This is a genomic window from Simiaoa sunii (assembly GCF_014337175.1).
GTDB lineage: Bacteria > Bacillota > Clostridia > Lachnospirales > Lachnospiraceae > Acetatifactor > Acetatifactor intestinalis.
Genome location: NZ_CP060633.1, coordinates 3,316,440 through 3,334,839, shown reverse-complemented (window position 1 = coordinate 3,334,839; position 18,400 = coordinate 3,316,440). Strand labels below are relative to the sequence as shown.

17 protein-coding genes and 1 other annotated feature are annotated in these 18,400 nt (G+C 47.5%); of the genes, 13 read left to right on the top strand and 4 right to left on the bottom strand.

Annotation, left to right across the window (positions count from 1 at the left end; translation table 11 throughout):
• The first annotated feature begins 416 nt into the window (after positions 1-416).
• Positions 417-1,769, top strand: a complete 1,353-nt coding sequence (locus H9Q77_RS15445) for an ATP-binding protein (RefSeq protein ID WP_249326141.1) — start codon at positions 417-419, stop codon at positions 1,767-1,769.
• A gap of 239 nt (positions 1,770-2,008) precedes the next feature.
• Positions 2,009-2,707 (top strand): adaptor protein MecA, encoded by a 699-nt coding sequence (locus tag H9Q77_RS15440; RefSeq protein WP_249326140.1) that lies wholly within the window; start codon positions 2,009-2,011, stop codon positions 2,705-2,707.
• Here H9Q77_RS15440 and H9Q77_RS15435 read toward each other — a convergent pair.
• The gene (locus H9Q77_RS15435) at positions 2,696-3,595 is read right to left on the bottom strand and encodes an RluA family pseudouridine synthase (RefSeq protein WP_118692820.1); all 900 of its coding nucleotides are present in this window, start codon (positions 3,593-3,595) and stop codon (positions 2,696-2,698) included. The two genes, H9Q77_RS15440 and H9Q77_RS15435, sit on opposite strands and share 12 nt — an antisense overlap.
• 236 nt (positions 3,596-3,831) lie before the next feature.
• Here H9Q77_RS15435 and H9Q77_RS15430 point away from each other — a divergent pair, with 236 nt between their 5' ends.
• From H9Q77_RS15430 to rhaD, 4 genes are all read left to right on the top strand, one after another.
• Positions 3,832-4,149 carry an L-rhamnose mutarotase gene (locus tag H9Q77_RS15430; protein ID WP_022154539.1) on the top strand — a complete coding sequence of 106 codons (318 nt, stop codon included), beginning with the start codon at positions 3,832-3,834 and terminating at the stop codon, positions 4,147-4,149.
• Between the two features lie 19 nt (positions 4,150-4,168).
• Entirely contained in the window at positions 4,169-5,578 is a 1,410-nt protein-coding gene (gene rhaB, locus H9Q77_RS15425) for a rhamnulokinase (protein ID WP_249326139.1), read from the top strand.
• A 42-nt stretch (positions 5,579-5,620) separates the two neighbouring features.
• Entirely contained in the window at positions 5,621-7,048 is a 1,428-nt protein-coding gene (locus H9Q77_RS15420; protein WP_249326138.1) for an arabinose isomerase, read from the top strand.
• Between the two features lie 151 nt (positions 7,049-7,199).
• A complete protein-coding gene (gene rhaD, locus H9Q77_RS15415) occupies positions 7,200-8,021 on the top strand; it encodes a rhamnulose-1-phosphate aldolase (RefSeq protein ID WP_118545466.1) in 822 nt (273 codons plus the stop codon).
• A gap of 57 nt (positions 8,022-8,078) precedes the next feature.
• Here rhaD and H9Q77_RS15410 read toward each other — a convergent pair whose 3' ends face one another.
• Positions 8,079-9,047 (bottom strand): AraC family transcriptional regulator, encoded by a 969-nt coding sequence (locus H9Q77_RS15410; protein ID WP_249326136.1) that lies wholly within the window; start codon positions 9,045-9,047, stop codon positions 8,079-8,081.
• A gap of 183 nt (positions 9,048-9,230) precedes the next feature.
• Here H9Q77_RS15410 and H9Q77_RS15405 point away from each other — a divergent pair, with 183 nt between their 5' ends.
• From H9Q77_RS15405 to H9Q77_RS15375, 7 genes are all read left to right on the top strand, one after another.
• On the top strand, positions 9,231-10,043 hold the full coding sequence (locus H9Q77_RS15405; protein ID WP_249326135.1) for a hydrogenase maturation nickel metallochaperone HypA: 813 nt from the start codon (positions 9,231-9,233) through the stop codon (positions 10,041-10,043).
• 18 nt (positions 10,044-10,061) lie between these two features.
• Positions 10,062-10,850: a hypothetical protein gene (locus H9Q77_RS15400; protein ID WP_118545420.1), complete on the top strand. Its 789-nt coding sequence runs from the start codon at positions 10,062-10,064 to the stop codon at positions 10,848-10,850.
• Positions 10,831-11,268, top strand: coding sequence for a hypothetical protein (locus tag H9Q77_RS15395; protein ID WP_249326134.1), 438 nt, complete (start codon positions 10,831-10,833; stop codon positions 11,266-11,268). The genes H9Q77_RS15400 and H9Q77_RS15395 overlap by 20 nt, the downstream gene beginning before the upstream one ends.
• Before the next feature lie 52 nt (positions 11,269-11,320).
• Positions 11,321-11,561, top strand: a binding site (T-box leader).
• Between the two features lie 81 nt (positions 11,562-11,642).
• The gene (proS, locus tag H9Q77_RS15390; RefSeq protein ID WP_022154547.1) at positions 11,643-13,076 is read left to right on the top strand and encodes a proline--tRNA ligase; all 1,434 of its coding nucleotides are present in this window, start codon (positions 11,643-11,645) and stop codon (positions 13,074-13,076) included.
• Between the two features lie 142 nt (positions 13,077-13,218).
• Complete coding sequence (locus H9Q77_RS15385) at positions 13,219-14,085, top strand: alpha/beta hydrolase (protein ID WP_249326133.1); 867 nt, start codon at positions 13,219-13,221, stop codon at positions 14,083-14,085.
• Between the two features lie 40 nt (positions 14,086-14,125).
• On the top strand, positions 14,126-15,211 hold the full coding sequence (locus tag H9Q77_RS15380) for an alpha/beta hydrolase family protein (protein ID WP_249326132.1): 1,086 nt from the start codon (positions 14,126-14,128) through the stop codon (positions 15,209-15,211).
• 246 nt (positions 15,212-15,457) lie between these two features.
• Entirely contained in the window at positions 15,458-16,435 is a 978-nt protein-coding gene (locus tag H9Q77_RS15375; RefSeq protein ID WP_118545426.1) for a 3'-5' exonuclease, read from the top strand.
• Positions 16,436-16,457: 22 nt separating this feature from the next.
• Here the strand turns inward: H9Q77_RS15375 and H9Q77_RS15370 are convergent, their stop codons facing one another.
• Together H9Q77_RS15370 and H9Q77_RS15365 are read right to left on the bottom strand one after the other, a co-directional pair.
• Positions 16,458-17,153 carry a TMEM165/GDT1 family protein gene (locus tag H9Q77_RS15370; protein WP_118545428.1) on the bottom strand — a complete coding sequence of 232 codons (696 nt, stop codon included), beginning with the start codon at positions 17,151-17,153 and terminating at the stop codon, positions 16,458-16,460.
• A 15-nt stretch (positions 17,154-17,168) separates the two neighbouring features.
• Complete coding sequence (locus H9Q77_RS15365; protein ID WP_249326131.1) at positions 17,169-18,170, bottom strand: calcium/sodium antiporter; 1,002 nt, start codon at positions 18,168-18,170, stop codon at positions 17,169-17,171.
• Positions 18,171-18,400 lie beyond the last annotated feature (230 nt).

Here is an 18,400-nt window from a genome sequence, read left to right as displayed (position 1 = left end):
TGCAAACGAAGCGACGACTTCTTATTTGCATACAGTAAAATATGACTTCAAGAGTATAGTAACATGCTAAAAAGCCCTATTTCAAGCGGTTTGTAATACTAAAGTCCACTCTTGCAATACTAATTTCCAGTTGGCACTGTTTTCGCAAGACTTATTTCTGTTTTCAAGGTGCTGATTCCGAAGTTAATCTTGCAAAAATAATTCAAACAGAAGTTACCTTTGCAAAACGGAAGTTAAATTTGCTATTTACCAATTAGTGTTCACTGTTTTCTAAAGAAATGGAAAAACGTACAGAATATAGACAAAAACGTTGGAAAAGTGTACAAAATCTGCCTGAAATATTGTGGAAAAGCGGAAAATATGGCATACTGATATCAGAAAAGCTTCAAAACGTTATGGTGAAGAGGTGAAGGCTGATGTTAGAGAGACGCATAAAGCAGGAAATTCGTGATTTTTTGGACGGTGATCGGAAAGAAGCGCTGATGGTAACTGGGGCCAGACAGGTAGGGAAGACCTATATTATCAGGGAATGTGCCAAAGAGATTTATAAAAATATTGTAGAGATCAATTTTGTGGAGAATCAGCAGGCAGTAAAGTTGTTTGCAAATACCACGGGCAGTAAGGATATTCTGCTGCGGCTTTCCGCATTGACGGATGTACCGATGATTCCTGGAGAGACTCTGATCTTTTTCGATGAAGTGCAGGAATGCCCGGAGATCGTAACGGCAATAAAGTTCCTGGTGGAAGACGGACAATACCGTTATATACTGAGCGGGTCGCTGCTGGGTGTGGAATTAAAAGATATCCGTTCTGTACCGGTGGGTTATTTATCTATTCTGGAAATGTATCCATTAGATTTTCGGGAATTTTGTGAGGCAAACAGGGTGTCACAGACAGTCATGGATAAGCTGAAGGAGTGTTTTGAAAAAAAGCAGCCGGTGGATGAACTGATCCATGAGAAAATGATGGAGCTGTTCCGGTTATATCTGATCGTGGGCGGAATGCCGGCTGTGGTAGATGCTTATATACGAACCAATAATCTAAAAGAAGTGCTGCGGATCCAGCAAGGTATTGTACAGCTGTATTACAAGGACATTGCAAAATATGATAAAGATAATAAGCTGTATCTGGATGAGATATTTAGTTTGATTCCCAGTGAACTGAATCATAAAAATAAGAGGTTCATCATGAAGGATCTCAATGAAAATTTCCGATTCTCCCGATATGAGAACAGTTTTATCTGGCTGAAGGAAGCAGGGGTTGCGCTTCCCGTATATTGTGTGCAGGAGCCGGAGATACCGTTGCTTTTATCGAAATCTACGAACCTGTTTAAATTGTTCCTGTCTGACGTCGGATTGCTGGCATCCATGTATGTGGATGGGTTACAGCTTAAGATATTGAACAGGGAAAAAGATATTAACTTTGGTGCCATCTATGAAAATGCTGCGGCACAGGAATTAAAGGCGCATGGATTCGAGCTGTATTATTTTAACAGCAAGAAACAGGGAGAATTAGATTTTGTCATAGAATACAAGGGAAATGTGCTTCCATTGGAAATAAAGTCGGGAAAAGCATATACAAGGCATAATGCTTTGGATAATGTACTAAAAGATGAAAGATACGCCATTCCACAGGCATTGGTATTCTGCAATGAGAATATTAGTACTGTGGACAAAATCGTATATCTACCGATTTATATGATCGGATTTCTGGAAAATGAGAAAATAGACGAATATATCTACTCGATTGATCTGAGTGCACTTCAATAGAAGTGTAACACGACAAAATTCATAATTCACACAGTGGAAATCACAACATTTTTATGCTATCATATGATAATAATAACTCCCCCATAGAAAGCAACCGTGACTGCTTGCAGGCAAAGGAGGCTTTCTATGAGGGGAATAAACAGCCATGAGCAAGTAGGACGAAAGTCCGGAATGCGAATGGATGTTACGATTTCGGGAGTGCGAAGCACGAAGAAATCGGTTATTTAGAGGTGATAGCAATGAAAATAGAAAGAATTGACGACAAGACCGTAAAGTGCTTCCTGTCCAACGAAGAACTGGAAGAGTACGATATTGATTATAAAGATTTTGTGACCCGCAGTGACAAGGCAAAAGAAGTAGTACAGGAGATCATCGAGCAGGCAGAGGAAGAGGTGGGATACAAGCCGCCGAAGTATGCATTTGACCTGCAGATCATGATGCTGCCGGATGAGGGACTGGTACTGGTACTTTCCGAGAAAGAGCCGCTGGAGAATAAGAGCGGTGCACAGCTGTTGCAGGCTTTGCAGGAGATGAAGCGAGTCTTCGAGGAGAAAAAGGCAGAGATCGGTGCGGCGGAGAAAAAAGCGCAGGCAGGAGAAAACGCCGGAGAATCCGGCAAAAAGAATAAAAAGGCAGCGGAGGCACAGAAACCTCAGTTTGCAATTTTTGCGTTCCGCAATATCGGCAGAGTCATTGAATATGCAGCAGTATTGCCTACAAACTTACGCATCGACAGTACTCTGTATCGAATGGAAGATGGTACCTGTTATGCTTATGTACGAAAAGGCGGCGCTTCCTATGAACGTTACAGCAGAGCATGTATCCAGGCCATGGAGTTCGCAGCCTTATATGGCGCGGATGAGCAGAAGCTACGATACTTGGAAGAGCATGGTGAATGCCTGATCCGGGAAAAAGCGTTGAAAAAACTACGGGTATAATACCGCTGCCATATCCTCCGGCAGAGGTGCTGTGAACTGCATTTTCTCTCCGGTGATGGGATGATAAAATGACAGCTTCCAGGCATGTAACGCCTGTCGCTGTATGTGTTCCATATCCGGGTTGTACAGATAATCTCCGATCAGGGGATAGCCCAGGTATTTCATATGAATCCGTATCTGATGGGTACGGCCGGTCTCTAAGATGAGAGAGACCAGGCTGTGCCCGTTTTTTTCGTCCAGAACTTTGTAATGGGTAACAGCGGATTCTCCGTTTTCAAAATCCACCGTCCGTTCGATGATCGAGCCTTCCTTGCGCCCTAAGGGTGCGGTGATGGTTCCCTCTAAGGGACGCACCGCGCCTTTTGCAATGGCAAGATATTCCCTCGTGATGCCGGAAGTCGCTTTATTGGCAATCATGGCAGACAGCATCCCGGCGCTGACATAATGCTTCGCCACGATGGTCAGTCCGGAAGTATCCCGGTCCAGGCGGTTGATGCAACGGAAGACGAAAGGACAGTTCTGCTGTTTAAAATAGTACGCGAGGGCATTCGCCAGGGAATTGTAATAATTGTTCATGGAAGGGTGGATCGGCATTCCCGCAGGCTTGTTGATCACCATAAGATCCGCATCCTCGTAGACAATATTTAACGGCAGATTTACCGGGGGAATCTTTTCCGAAGAGTAATCTTCCCGGATATGCAGTGTCAGGGTATCGCCGGGCTGCAGTATATGATTCATAAAGCAGGGGATCCCGTTTGCCAGTACAGCGGAGGGGTCTTTTTTTAACTGCACCAGATTCTGTGAGGAGAAGCCCTTCTGCTTCAGAAAATAGCTGACCGGCATGGAGACTATGGAATTATCAGCAGTATAAATCAGTGTTCGTTCCATGAAAAACTCTCTTTCTCTATGATTACTCATCATAACATAATTCCTGTATCTTGTGCACAACAGAATGAATGGCACCATGTTCATTCGGGCAAAATCGGACAGTGCCCGGAGCAAATAATGTCATTTCGAAACCGGAATCCACAGGCTACAATAAATACAGAATCAGCGGAAATGGGCGGTCTGTCCATCTGCGCATAGGAAACGCTTGAAATACGAAGAAAGGTAGGGTGGCGATTATGGAAAAATATGCTTGGCGGGGAAAGATTGTACCGGGAATGCAGGAGGAATATAAGAAAAGACATGACAATATCTGGCCGGAGATGAAGGAAGTCCTGGCAGATGCGGGAATCGTGAATTACTCCATCTGGATGCAGGGCGAGGAACTGTTCGGATACTATGAATGTGAAAAAGGCGTAGAGTACGCTGCAAAAGTACAGGCGGAGAGCAACGTGGTGAAAAAATGGGATGAATATATGAAGGACATTCTGATCATGGAGAAGGATCCTGTCACAGGAGCACAGCCACTTTTAACCCAGGTATTCAGTTTCAGATAAGGGAGGCTGTGGATAGCTTATGGGAAAATATTATCTGGCTGTGGATATCGGTGCTTCCAGCGGACGACATATCCTGGGGCATTTAGAGAACGGAAAAATAGAGTTAGAAGAGATCTACCGTTTCGAGAACGGCATGGATCATAAGGACGGAAAGCTTCTGTGGAATGTGGACCGGCTGTTTGGTGAGATCCTGAATGGCATGAAGAAATGCAAGGAACTGGGAAAGATCCCGGTGAGCATGGCAATCGACACCTGGGCAGTGGATTATGTGTTGTTGGATGAGCAGGATCGCATCCTGGGAGATACTTACGGTTATCGTGATCACCGCACGGACAGCATGGATATAGAGACAGCAAAGATTCTGCAGGAGACAGAGCTGTATGCAAGAACCGGTATCCAGAAGCAGATATTCAATACTGTATATCAGCTGATGGCAGTAAAACAGCAGACGCCGGAACTGTTACAGCGGGCGAAGACGCTTCTCATGCTGCCGGATTATTTTGGATTCCGTCTGACAGGCAATAAATTATCGGAATATACCAACGGTTCCACCACACAGCTGGTAGATCCTGCGACTTTCCAGTGGGATAAGGAACTCATTCAGAAGCTGGGCTACCCGGAGGACATTTTCCTGCCTCTGCAGATGCCCGGGACAAAAGTGGGTCAGCTCCTGCCCGAGATCCAGAAGGAAGTTGGTTTCAATCTGGAAGTGGTATTGTGCGGAAGCCATGACACGGCATCGGCGGTAATGGCAGTACCACAGGCGTCAGGGGACGGCATCTACATCAGTTCGGGAACCTGGTCCCTGATGGGAATTGAGTCGTTAAAACCTATTATCAACAAGGATGCGGCAACAGCCAACTTTACCAATGAGGGCGGTTACGACCACCGGTTCCGCTTCCTGAAAAATATTATGGGTTTGTGGATGATCCAGTCCGTAAGACATGAGTATAAGGACGCTTACTCTTTTGCGCAGCTGTGCGATATGGCAGAGGAAAGCAAGAATTTTCCTTCCAGAGTGGATGTGAACGATCCAAGCTTCCTCTCGCCGGACAATATGGTGGAAGCTATAAAGAAGTACTGTCAGAAGACGGGACAGCCGGTACCGGAGTCTGTAGGAGAGTTGGCATCTGTGGTATATCGCAGTTTGGCGCAATCCTACGGAGAGACCGTAAGCGGTTTGGAGAAGATCGCAGGCAGGACCTACGACAGCATCCACATCATCGGCGGCGGTTCTAATGCCGCATATCTGAATCAGCTGACCGCGGATGCCACGGGCAAAACCGTATATGCAGGTCCCGGTGAGGCAACAGCTATCGGTAACCTCTTGGCACAGATGATCTACGCGGAAGAACTGACGGACCTGAAGAGCGCAAGACAGTGCGTCAGAGATTCTTTTGAAATCAAGACGTTTGTTCCGGCAAAGTAAATCATTCATAAAAATGACCTTAAGAAAAGGAGGAAATCATAAATGTTAGTAAACACAAAGGCAAAGATCGGTGTATTTTCCATCGCTTTGGGAGCATATCTGCCCCAGTTCCCCCAGCTGGTGCCCAATTTCGAGGCACAGTATGAGGATTTTAAGAAGACAATTCCCAATACCGTAGAGATCATTGATGGCGGCATGGTGACCACCAAGGAACAGGCCATGGCAGCCGGTGATAAGTTCCGTGCAGCGGATGTGGATCTGGTATTTTTACAGCTGCTGACCTATGCGACTTCCTATAACGTACTTCCTGCCATCCGTGATCTGGATGTTCCCGTGGTATGTATCAATGTGCAGAAGAAGCTGGCTCCGGACTATGCGAACACAGATATTCCCATCTGGCTGGGTGATCTGTATGCCTGTGGTGCGGTAGGTGAGGCAGTAGCTGACTTAGAGCGTGCAGGCAAGAGACATGCCGTGATCACCGGTGTCGTAGAAGGCGGTGACCCCGAGGTGGCAGCACAGATTGAAGACTGGTGTAAGGCGGCACAGGTCCGCAGACGTTTCCGCCAGACCAATATCGCCCAGATCGGACGTCCTTATCCCGGTATGATGGATCTCTATATCGACGAGACCAACCTGTACAACCGCATGGGTCTGTATACCAAACAGTTCGACTGGGAAGACATGTGGGCTATCGCGGATGATATTACCGATACCGAAGCTATCAAGGCAAAGGCACAGGATATCATCGATACCTTCGAAGTAGAAGGCGGCGCTACCGCAGAGGATGAAGATATTCTGGATATGGCAAAGCATGTTCTGGCATTTGAACAGTGGGCGAAGGATGAAGATCTGAGCATGATCGCTTCCCACTATGCAGGCAAGGCGCAGGGTGTAGCCGGCAAACTGGATTCCATGCTGATCCCGGCATTTTCCATGCTGATCAAGCAGGGCACCGCATGTGCGGTAGAAGGTGACATGAAGGTCGCCATGGCAATGTCCATTCTGAAGACCATTTCCGGCATGGGACAGTTGTCCGAGATGTATTCCATTGATTTCAACGAAGACATCTGTATCATCGGCCATTCGGGATCCGGCGATGCGGACATCTCGCTGGCACATAAGCCTACCATGAAGATCGTAAAGGTATTCCACGGCAAAGTAGGCGGCGGCTATCTGACACAGTTCTATCCTCCGGTAGGCCCTGTAACGTACCTGGCTATCACACAGGATAAGGACGGCAACTTTAAGTTTGTAGTGGCAGAGGGCGAGAACCAGCCCGGATCGATCTTCACCTTCGGCGACACCAATATGCGTACCAAGTTCTCAATCCCCTGCAGAGAGTTCGTGAACCGCTGGAGTGAGGCAGGCCCTACCCATCATATGGCAGCGGCAGCCGGAAGGCATATTGATACGATTTTAAAGGTTGCTAAAATACTGAACGTACCGGTAGATGTGATCACACGGTAAGGGAACTTGTGTAAATATGGCGCAGTAACCACAGGAGCAAAAAGCGGGCTCTGAAAAAACGATTTTGCGAATGGGGTGCTGAATAGCTACAGTTTGAAAAATTATGCCTGTGGGCGGGAGTTCACAGGCAATGGAAAGGTTAGGTATTATCATGAAATTTTTAGATGCAGAATTTGTACAGGGATTTATCAGAATGGCAGATGATGGATGGCAGCAGGGATGGCACGAGCGTAACGGAGGTAACCTGTCCTACCGTGTGAAGCCGGAAGAGGTAGAGCTGGTAAAGGAGAACTTCGAGCCGAAGGAGTTCCAGCCCATCGGCACCACCGTACCCGCACTGGCAGGAGAGTATTTCCTGGTGACCGGCAGCGGCAAATATTTCCGCAATGTCAGCATCAAGCCGGAAGATTCCATCTGCATGATCGAGCTGGATGACAAGGGTGAGAATTACCGTATCGTATGGGGACTGGTAAACGGCGGCAGACCGACCTCTGAGCTTCCCAGCCACCTGATGAATCTGGAAGTGAAGAAGTTACAGGATCCGGATTATCGTGTGGTATATCATGCACATACCACTAATATTATCGCACTGACCTTCGTCCTGCCTCTGGAGGATAAGGTATTCACCAGAGAGCTGTGGGAGATGGCAACCGAGTGTCCCGTAGTATTCCCGGATGGCGTGGGCGTAGTGCCCTGGATGGTACCGGGCGGCAGAGAGATCGCTGTGGCTACCTCCGAGCTGATGAAGAAATACGATCTGGCGATCTGGGCACATCACGGAACCTTCGCTGCAGGAAAAGATTTCGACCTGACCTTCGGACTGATGCATACAGTAGAAAAGTCCGCAGAGATCCTGGTGAAGATGCTGTCCATGCAGCAGAGCAAGAGACAGACCATCACTCCCGATGATTTCCGCCATCTGGCAAAGGACTTCGGCGTGACCCTTCCCGAAGAGTTTTTATACGAAAAATAACGATCCGAGAGATACACAAAGGATTCTCGAATCGTTATATATATAAAATACTTGATGCTATTGGCGAGATTTTAAACGCGCTTCGTTTGGCGTCATGTCATACATTTTTTTGAACTGTTTGTAGAAAAAATTCTGATTTTCATAGCCCACGGACAGGGCAATCTCAGACACCGGCAGCGCCGTGTGGGACAGCTGATTCATAGCGACCCGCATGCGCTGCTTTGTCTGTATTTCTTTGAAGGTGGTGCCGGAATATTTTTTGATCATACGGCTCAGGGAGGATGGAGTATACCCGATCTGTGCCGCCAGCCCGTGAAGCGTTCCGGTGTCGTAATGCTCCGCCAGGTATCTGCGTACTACCACCATCAGGACATTGCTCTGCTCGTCCTTTTGGTCTAATAAAATATTTTCCGCATTGCTTAAGATGTGCATGAACAGCAGGGCAAAGGTATGCTCCGAGAGCTTGTGCCAGTTCTGAGGCTGCTGCAATAATAAAAATACGGCATTGTGGATCAGATTCTGGATACAGGGATTGTCGGAGACCGTAAAGTACAGATACTGCCCGACACAGCTGTCACTTTCCAGAGCATTGATGATAAAGTCAGCCAGAATGTTGTCTTTGTTGATCAATGTGAGGATATTCTGAAAATATGCCGGGCGGATGATGATATTAATGCCTAGATCTTCCTGCCCACACGCTATAACGGCGTGTTCGATATGTTGGTTCATGAATAACAGCTCTCCGGGGCGGAGGCGGATCTCTTCCTCATTTATGACATGCGTGACAGAACCGGAGAGACAATAGAAAATCTCCACATAGTCATGCTTATGCTTCGGGAAATCCACAAAGCGGGTGTGGCGCCGCAGCGTAATATCATCCTCGGAATGCTCTAAAAATTTATTGCTCTCCACCACAAAATCCTGTTTGCTGGTGTAAAGATTCTTCTGAACGGCAATGTCGCCGTCTAAGATCTGTTGTTCTTCCGGCGTAATATAGGCCGGATCCAGAAAACTGTTCTCGTACATATCAAAATACATTCCTTTCAGCAGCCTGCAGAAGATGAACTGCAGGAAAGTCCTCCAACTGAGTCTATTTTACAGGAAAGCGACAAAAACCTCAAGGTATGTAAAAAAGTGTTTCCTGGATTGCAAGATGCTTTTTAGTGTTGTATGATAAAATAAATTTACATGTTGCGAGAAATAAAGAACATGAGTAGTAGGGCAATCAGCCCGGATCAAGGAGAGAATCCTATCATGGCAGATACGGAAGTAAAAAAGATCATTTGTAGTTCCTGCGGAGCGGAATTCGAGGATACCCTTCCAAAGTGTCCCTATTGCGGAAGCTTGAATTACAAGGGCGCCGAAGCGGAATATCTGGGGAAGCTGGAAAGCATGCGGCAGGATATGCAGCAGTTAGAGCAGGTACCGGAGAAGGAACTGAAGAAAAAACTGAAAAAGAAACAGAAATTTGTGATTAAGCTTCTGATCCTATTGGCAGCGTTGGCAGCGATTCTTGCGGTAATTGTGTTCCGGGCACAGTATATAGAACCCAGGGATGCCAGAGCGGATTATCTGTGGGAAAAAGAAAACTTCCCGGTTCTGGACCGGTTATACCGGGAGCAGGACTTCGAAGGACTGACAGAATTTTATGAACAGGCTGTCATAGAGGACAGAACGATCGGCAGATGGGAGCATAGCGGTATTTTCACGAGGCTCATGAGCTGCCGAAATGCGAGAGAATATCTGGCGCTGGAACAGAGTGGAGAGACACTTCGCGATTATCAGGAGACACAGCTTTTAGATGATTACTGGATCCTGCGGGGACTGGAATACAGTAGAGGAATGTCGGAGGAAGACAAAGAGTATATCCGTCCTTATGTGGAAGCAACCCTGAACAGTCTGGCAGACCGTTATACGTTTACCGCAGAAGAAGAGAAAAAATTCGAGGATAGTCTGCGAAATAATTACGGTTATCCCAGATATGAGGATTGCAAAGAATACATTACGAAGCATAACGAATAGGAAAGGATCATAAAAGCAATGATGAAATGTAAATATTGTGGGGGTAACCTGACACTGGAGCAGGCATATTGTCCGCATTGCGGAAGACCGAATGAAGAAGCCGCACAGCATGTCAAGGACATGGAGCATTACAAGAGCAACTTTGAGGATACCAAAAGCGATGTCTATGAAGTGACGGAGAAAAATACGGAGATCATGTCACATATGATAATCATCACAGTGCTGGTGATCCTGTGTGTGGTGGTGTTTGTAGTATCTGCCCGTAGCTGGAGCATCCACAGAGGCTTGCTGCAGTTTGATGCAGGGATCCGGCAGGGCAGCTATATGAAACAGATGGAACAATATCTGGAAGATGAGGATTACATAGGTTTATCAGCTTTTTGCGACAGGCATTACATCCGGCCTTATAGCAGTAATAATAGTTATGAAAAATATCAGCTACTCATGGAAGCCAGCGGAGCGTATCGTTACTTTTATGAAAGTCTGATGAAGGCAGTTACTATCAACTCCGGCAATGTATCCATACTTCCCGGCCTGTATGAAGATATTTCGGATTATTACGAGCAGCTGGAAAGGATTCTGCATCCTGTAGATAATGATTATAGGGCAAAACAATATCGGGAACTGCCGGAGGAGCAGAAGGAAGCCATTCTCCGGATGGAAGAGAATGTGAAGGCACTGCTGCAGACCTATTTTGACATGACACCGGAAGAGGCAGAGAATTTTGGTACGATGTCAAATGCACAAAAAATCTTATTTTTGGAAGAAAAAGGTGAGGTGATGGGTTATGGTAAATCTGAAGAGTAAGCTGAAACAGGTACAGAAGCAGAGAGGCGCGCTGCTTGTGATGAATCTGGTGATCATAGCCCTGTGTCTGGTATTGTTTTGGGGAACCATTCATATGTTCCGGCAATTAAACGACGCCTTTTCCCGTCCTGCGAAGACCAACTGGATGGAGAATAATGTGCAAAATGAAAATTATGCCTACCTGTTAGTAAATTATCACGAGGACATGGTGTACGGCGGCTTGCTGTCCGGAACGAAAAAGGAATGCTATGGTGTGGCAAGATATTTTGAGGCGGCGTCCATGTATAAGGCATTTCTTCAGACCGGCGATACCGAACGTGCTGCCAGAGAAAAAGAAAAAATGGATGCGGCATACGAAGAAATGGGCGACTGGAATATCGCAGCCGACAGCATCCGGAAAAAATTAGGACTGGAATAGGGAAAGAACCTTGACAAATCCCGGAAGCATGCACTACAATTACTTGCATACGACAATGACGATGAAAAGGATTAGTACGATCGGAAAGCATCCCAGAGAGAGGGGAAGGACACGTTGACGTGCGGCTGGGAACCCCTTATGACAGAGGATCGGAAACCTCCCTTGGAGTCCTGTGCGAGACGCAATGTACCTGGAAGCGGCGAAGCACAGCGTAGAACCGGCGTTAACGGTGACAGAGCAGGATACATATTTGTATCAATCAGGGTGGTACCGCCGAGTGATCGGTCCCTTTTTCGGGAGCGATGACCCGGCGTTTTTCGTTTCCGTAGATCGTATTAGCAGTTTATTTTCAGAAAAAGAAAAGGAGAGAAAAAATGGCAGACAAGAAAATGGTAGAAGCGATCACTTCCATGGAAGAAGATTTCGCCCAGTGGTATACCGATGTAGTGAAGAAGGCAGAGCTGTGTGATTACACCAGTGTCAAGGGATGTATGGTGATCAAGCCCGCGGGCTATGCAATCTGGGAACTGATCCAGAAGGAGCTGGATGCACGTTTCAAAGCAGTCGGAGTACAGAATGTATATCTTCCCATGTTCATTCCTGAGTCCCTGTTAGACAAGGAGAAGGATCATGTAGAAGGTTTCGCACCCGAAGTAGCATGGGTTACCCAGGGAGGATTAAACGAGCTTCCCGAGAGACTCTGTGTCAGACCTACTTCAGAGACCCTGTTCTGTGATTTCTATAAGAATGACATCCATTCCTACAGAGACCTGCCTAAGGTATACAATCAGTGGTGTTCCGTGGTACGTTGGGAGAAGGAGACCAGACCTTTCCTGCGTTCCAGAGAGTTCCTGTGGCAGGAAGGACATACCGCACATGCTACCGCAGAAGAATCTCAGGAGAGAACATTGCAGATGCTGAATGTATATGCGAAGTTCCTGGAGGAGGTTCTGGCTATCCCCGCGATCAAGGGACAGAAGACCGAGAAGGAGAAATTCGCAGGTGCAATTGCAACCTATACGGTAGAAGCACTGATGCATGACGGCAAGGCACTGCAGTCCGGTACCAGCCATAACTTCGGTGACGGTTTCGCCAAGGCTTTCGGCATCCAGTTCGCAGACAAGGACAATACTTTAAAATATGTACATCAGACCTCTTGGGGTATGACCACCCGTCTGATCGGTGCACTGATCATGGTACACGGTGATAACGAAGGCTTGGTGATCCCTCCCCGTGTGGCACCCATCCAGATCTGCATTGTACCCGTTATGCAGAAAAAGGAAGGCGTTCTCGACAAGGCGTATGAACTGAGAGACCGTCTGGCGAAGGATTTCCGTGTCAAGGTAGATGACAGCGACAAGACCCCCGGCTTCAAGTTCGCAGAGGCTGAGATGAGAGGTTATCCGATCCGTGTGGAGATCGGTCCTAAGGATATCGAAGCAGGCAAGTGTGTGATCTGCCGCCGTGATACCAGAGAGAAGACCGAGGTGGCTCTGGAGGAGCTGGAGACCAAGGCAGCCGAGATCCTGGAGACTATGCAGAAGGAAATGCTTGAGAGAGCTAGAGCACATCGCGACAGCCATACCTACGTAGCACACAACATGGAAGAGTTCGAGCAGATCTTCAATGAGAAGTCCGGATTTGTCAAGGCTATGTGGTGCGGATGCCGGGAATGTGAAGATCAGATCAAGGAAAAGCTTGCTGTTACCAGCCGCTGCATGCCTTTTGAACAGGAACAGATCGCAGATACCTGCGTATGTTGTGGAAAACCTGCGAAAAAGATGGTATACTGGGGAAGAGCATACTAAGATATATATAACTATTCAGAGTGAATGCGATTCTGGATAGTTATGATAATATTAATAAGGCAGAGGAAGACGCAGGCCGGTAGTATTGCTACATGGTCTGCGCCTTATTTTTCAATGATAATGCTCAGAAATGAGGAAAAAGATGATCTATCATACATTCGAACTGCATCAGGAGGGTTCCCTGCCGGGAGCAAATTTAGTTACCTATATTCAGGAGTATTCGGATGCAATGGCAATTAACGACAGACCTCTGATCCTGTTGTGCCCGGGAGGCGGCTATACCAGAACCTCCGACAGAGAGGCAGAACCCATGGCACTGAAATTCCTGGCGATGGGATACCATGCGGCAGTGCTGCGCTATTCCTGCGCACCGGCGGAATATCCCACTTCCTTAAAGGAACTGGCTTACAGCATCAAATTCCTGCGGGAGCACGCGAAAGAGTGGCACATTGATCCCCATAAGATCGTAGTGGAAGGCTGCTCTGCGGGAGGACACCTGGCAGCCAGCCTTGGGGTGTTTTGGGATGAAGATTTTCTGGCAGAGAGTCAGGGACTTTCCGCTTCCGAGCATGAGCTGCTGCGTCCGGACGGACTGCTGTTATGCTATCCGGTCATCACTTCCGGAGAGTTTGCCCACAGAGGATCTTTTGAGAATCTGTTAGGCAGCAGACAGGAAGAACTGGGAGAGAAGCTGTCCCTGGAGAAACAGGTAACAAGTAAAGTGCCGAAGACCTTCATCTGGCATACCTTTGCGGATCAGTCGGTACCGGTGGAGAATTCCCTGCTGTTCGTCAGCGCTCTCCGCAGAGCCGGAGTGCCCACGGAATTCCATATGTATGAAAAGGGAGCGCACGGGCTGGCACTGGCAAATAAGCTGACAGAGACCAATGATGGCAGAGCGGTACAGGAGGAATGCACCTCATGGATCCGGCTGGCACACACCTGGCTGGAGAGCCTTTTTGCAGGAGATGTGGAAGACGGGCTGCACGCGCAGGGCAGAGAATGGTAAGAATAGCAATAAGAGAAAATAAAAAACGCAAGGAGCAGTCATGGAACAGGCAGATACGATCATTCAGATCCCTCATTTCTACGGAAGTCTGAAGGGAATGCAGGACAAATTTGATAAATATGCAAGACAGGATGCGTTCACAGGGTCCACCAGAGAGGAATGGGAAGCCTGGAAGGAGACTTCCAGAGAGACATTAAAAGACCTCCTGGGGTGGAAATACATGGAGTCCTGTGATCTGGACCCACGCGTGGAAGAAGTCGTGGAGCTGGAGAACGGCATTCGTCGGGAAAAAGTGATCATTCAGGTAGAGCCGGAAGTATATATGCCTATGTATATCCTGATCCCGCCGAAGCAGAACGAAGAGAAGCAGAAATGTTTTCTTGCCCTTCCGGGACATCAGGGTGCAGGCAAATTCAGCGTGGCAGGTCGTGATGATATTCCCGCGGTAAAACGGATGATCGAATTCTACCATTATGATTACGGCATGCAGCTGGCGAAGCGTGGTTATGTGGCAATCTGTCCGGATTGCAGAGGCTTCGGAGAACGCAGGGATGAGGCATTGCAGAAAGGAACCGATGAGAAATCCTTCCTGACCAGTACCTGTTTTCATCTGGCACATATGGCGGAGCCTTTGGGAGAGACCGTGGCAGGTATGTGCACCTGGGACGCTTCCCGGCTGATCGATTATGTATATGAGCGTGGCGAATGGGATACTGAGGACTTGGGAGTCATGGGATTTTCCGGCGGTGGTATGCAGACGCTGTGGGTCTCTGCTTTGGATGACCGTGTGAAAAAATGTATCATCAGCGGATATCTCTATGGATATCGTGACGCGTTGTTATTACTCAACGGAAATTGCAGCTGTAATTATGTTCCCCATCTGTGGGAACACTTTGATATGGGAGATATTGCATCGCTCATTGCGCCGAGACCGCTGGCGGTCCAGTCCTGCCGGGATGACCATCTGAACGGTCCCAGAGGATTGGTGAATGTGACGGAGCAGCTAGATATTGTACGGAAGGCTTATAGCCTGTACGGAAAAGAGGAATATCCGATCCACGATGTCAGAGAGGGAGACCACTGCTGGCATGAAGAGGTATTGGATATCGCACTGCCAAGACTGTAAGACATTTATAACCCCTGTTAATAGTTACAAAATATGATGCCAGGGTCAAAAGGTCTAAGCCCACATGAGCTTGCTCATAGGTGGGTGAAAGACCTTAGGACCCGCCCCGATATGAGCATAAAAGTGGGATGATAATCCCACGATATGCGAATATTGGGTAGGATTGTGGGAGTGCGTAGCACGGAGCAATCCGCAGGCATCAAAGTCGGGGGCTTTTGACCCCGACATCAAAATATGGAGGAACGTATGGAATATATCGTTCTGGATCTGGAATGGAATCAGAGTAACACCGGCAAAGAGGATGCTGTGGAGAAGCTGCCTTTTGAAATCATAGAGATCGGTGCCATCAAACTGAATAAAGAACGTGTCATGGTCAGCGAATTCAATGAACTGATCAAGCCACAGGTCTACCATGAGATGCACAAGATCACCAGCAAACTGATTCATATTCAGATGCAGGAGCTGGAGCGTGGGAGACCGTTCCCTGAGGTTGGAGGAGATTTTGTCAGATGGTGCGGACAGGAGGAGCAGCTGTTCTGTACCTGGGGGACGTTAGACCTTACGGAGTTACAGCGGAATATGGCATATTATGAGATGCCGCTTCTGGCACCGGGACCGCTGCCTTATCTGGATGTGCAGAAGCTGTTCGCCATTGCCTATGAGGAGCGCAAGATCCGCAGAAATCTGGAATATGCCATCGATTTTCTGCATATTGAGAAGGATATTCCCTTCCACCGGGCGTTCAGTGATGCCTACTATACGGCAAAGATCCTGATCCGGATCCTGGAGGAGCACCCGGAGGTAGTGGTGAACCTGTCCTACGATACCTTCTGTCCTCCGAAGGACCGCAGGGATGAAGTCAAAGCGCAGTTTGATACCTATGTAAAATATATTTCCAGGGAATTCAAGGACAAGACAGAAGCCTTCGCAGATAAGGAAGTGGTGTCCAGTAAATGTTATCTCTGCCATCGTAACCTGCGCAAGAAGATCAAATGGTTCAGCGCTAACGGCAGGCATTATTACTGCGTGGCTTATTGTGAGAAGCACGGCTATCTCAAGGGCAAGATCCGGGTACGCAAGGCATATGACGGAGGTGTATATATTGTCAAGACCACAAAGCTGATCCCTAAGGAAGAGGCAGAAGCTATCGCCGCCCGCAGAGATCACGCCAGAGAAGTGCGCAAGAGACACAAGCACAGCAAGGCGGGGAATGCCGGGGAATAAGCATAGAATGGGGGAGCCGTTTTTAGTTTGCTCCCCGTGTTTTTTTCTCTTTTTTTAAGAACAGGTGCACACAGATACCGGCAAAAGCAATCATTGCAGCGATCAGTATCGGCAGTACCGGTATGGAACGGATATCTGTACTGATGAGCTTCAGTCCCTGATACAGTGTGAAGACGCCGAATACAGAGAAGATGACGAAGGCGAGAGTATTGAGCAGCCCTTCCGGTGTCTTGCTCTTTAACAGATAGCCTAAAAGCATTCCCAGGATGTCTGCTAAAAACAGTCCCAGAGAACAGCCGAGCCATACGATCAGTGCGGAACTCATACCTTCATTGGCACCAAAGGTGATGGCGGTAAGCTGCGTCTTGTCTCCAAGCTCGGCTACGAAAAAGGTACAGAAAACCGCAAGCGGTGCGAACCGGATCTTAGATCTGTCGCTGCCTTCCTCTTCCTCCTCATTGCTACCTCCAAGTGTGGATGCGGCAAAATACAGAAATGCAAGTGCAGCAATGACTTTGATGAGCCAGGCAGGGATGCATTCGCTGACCAGCCCGCCGGCGAGAACGGCCAGGCCGTTCAGCACCAGGATTGCGGCAGCGGTTCCCAATATAATATCTCTTAATTTGTATTTCGAAGTAAGGGCGATCAGCATAAGCTGTGTCTTGTCGCCCATCTCTGCGATGAATTCCGTGAGAAATACCTTAAAAAACAATATCATTTGTACGGCCCTCATTTATCTGATTATGATATAAACCGCATATGCTGCGTAAAGAGCCACCATACAGAAGCCTTCGACTCTTCCGATTTTCTTTTTGCTTCCTGCGAAGATCCATACACACACAGTAAATGCGATCAGTACACACAGATCAATGATGTTTTCCGTAATGATGCTGATGGGGCTGATCGCGGAAGCAATACCCAGAACCATCAGAATATTGAATATATTGGAACCGATGGCATTACCCAGGGCCATATCGACTTCATTCTTTCTGGCTGCAACGATGGAAGTCACAAGCTCCGGAAGAGATGTGCCGATGGAAACGATGGTAAGTCCGATCAGTGTCTGCGTCATTCCCAGGTCGCTTGCGATTCTGGATGCAGCATCGACAGTGAGATCCCCACCGAAGGCGATCGCAGCAGCACCACCGATAATAAAAATAATGCTAAGCGGCACGGAGATCAGCTTGATCTCTTCATCGGAACCGCCCTCAATCTCCACTTTTTTGCCTTCTTTATTTGCCTTTAGGGCAATCTTTACCATGTAGAAGATGTATCCGGCAAACAGACCTATGAATATTACACCATCGAAATGTCCCAGTGTCATTTTGGCCTGATCACCCAGTCCGATGGTTCCCAAAAGCAGTAAAAGACCGGCGCAGATCAGGGAAAGTGGGATGTCTCTCCTGATAGTTTCCCGCGCAACCTCTACGGTGGCGATCATTGCACATACGCCGATCACGACCATCAGATTAAAGATATTGGAACCGACGACATTACTGACCGCAAGCTCATTATTGCCTGCAAGGGAAGCCGATACACTGACCGCTGTCTCCGGGAGAGAGGTTCCCATTGCTACGATGGTAAGTCCGATAATGATAGACGGAACATGCAGTCTCTTCGCTACACTTGAGCTTCCTTCTACGAAAAAGTCTGCACCCTTAATAAGCAGTATAAAACCGATTACAAGGAATACAAGAACAAGGGCAAACGGGGCGTTGTTAATAAGTTTCTCCATGTTTTTCTCCTTTGCGTGATCCATTATAGTGTTGTCAGCCGAAAGCTGTGCGATGATAAGTATCGCCAGAGATAAAAAAGACTCATGTATATCGATTATCAGCCAGTGTGTATTATACACAGACCATTAATAGATATACATGAGTCTCATTATTTAAGATTTGCCAGATTATACTCTAAAATTATAATCAGAATGTTGACAAATCACACCTTCGTGCTAACTACTCCCTC